The organism is Methanooceanicella nereidis, from assembly GCF_021023085.1.
In the GTDB taxonomy this organism is placed as follows: Archaea; Halobacteriota; Methanocellia; order Methanocellales; family Methanocellaceae; genus Methanooceanicella; species Methanooceanicella nereidis.
In genome coordinates, this window is sequence record NZ_PGCK01000037.1 from 1 (window position 1) to 549 (window position 549).

At 49.9% G+C, this 549-nt stretch carries 1 protein-coding gene; it reads right to left on the minus strand.

Features of this window, described 5'->3' with window-relative positions; translation table 11 throughout:
* Positions 1-58: 58 nt before the first annotated feature.
* The coding region (hdrC, locus tag CUJ83_RS15585; RefSeq protein WP_230743391.1) for a CoB--CoM heterodisulfide reductase subunit C at positions 59-549 on the minus strand (491 nt) is incomplete at its 5' end.

Below are 549 nucleotides of genomic sequence, written 5' to 3' on the forward strand. Positions count from 1 at the left end.
GCCTCAATGCCCGGATATCTGTTCGGTGCGATACATCCTAAGTAAAGTGAAGACTTCATCATTTCTTACCACCCTCAATATCAGCCTTGATCTGCATCAGGCCAGTGGCTTCGAGTATTTTCTGAATACCCGGCAAAAACTCCGGATACGAATGAGTTGTCGGCGGATCAGCCTTTAACCCCAGCCTCTTCCTCAGCTCACGGTTAGCATCATTATTCGGCACACCATGACCAGTCTGGAAAATAAAACCAGCAGTCTGCAGGAAGTTCCTCGGCACAATATGCTGCCTGGTCGCCATATTCCTCAACGCAATAATAACATCAGTCGGCTTAACATGCCTCGGACACCTGTCAGTACAAGTGTAGCAGGTAGAGCAATACCATATGTCGTCGCTCTTGAGGAGCTCATCCTTAAGGCCGAGTGAGACCATTCTCATGATCTTTCTGGTCCTTAGTGCGTTCCTTCTGCCCTGGGGGCAGCCGCCTGTACAGGTACCACACTGGTAGCATACAGAGATGTTCTCTCCGCCTGCCTTCTCAATGTCATGGG